This is a genomic window from Vibrio sp. 2033 (assembly GCF_033339735.1).
Genome location: NZ_JAWOVC010000714.1, coordinates 1 through 544, shown reverse-complemented (window position 1 = coordinate 544; position 544 = coordinate 1). Strand labels below are relative to the sequence as shown.

1 protein-coding gene is annotated in these 544 nt (G+C 42.3%); it reads left to right on the top strand.

Annotated elements, in window-relative coordinates:
* Positions 1-214: 214 nt before the first annotated feature.
* The coding region (locus R7P74_RS28680) for a heavy-metal-associated domain-containing protein (protein ID WP_318124086.1) at positions 215-544 on the top strand (330 nt) is incomplete at its 3' end.

The following is a 544-nucleotide window of genomic DNA, read 5'->3' as shown; positions in this document are numbered from 1 at the left end:
TTCAAATTCGTGAGCGACTTCATTCATGTTTTAGGAGTTTTAACGGAACTTTATATTCAAAGAGAAAAAACCTTGAGATCACTCGCAACACAACAGAGGAAGAAACGGAGCTTTACTGACAGTTTTGACGAAATTGTTTCGCCAATGAAATGCTTGACCTTCCCCTTGATGTAAGGTTTAAGCTCTTTACATCGCTATTATTGAGGACAAGTTTATGAACCAGTTCGTTGTACCGTTATCGGGGCTCAACTGCATGGGTTGTGCAAGGAAAGTAGAGAAAGCGTTACACGCTAATCACGATGTTGAAATCATCAATTTGTCTCCGACCTCTGTAGAATTAAAGACGGATGCGTCTTTATCTGACGTAGTCGCCTCAATTGAATCCCTTGGTTACCAGGCTGGCACCCATTATGAGCTCCAACTATCGGAGCTAAGCTGCGGTGGCTGCGTGAAAAAACTCTCTTCTTTATTAGAGTCCAATCAAGATGTTGTCTCTTTCGAAGCTTCGACAACGCACTTACGCATTCATACTCTGCTGACACAA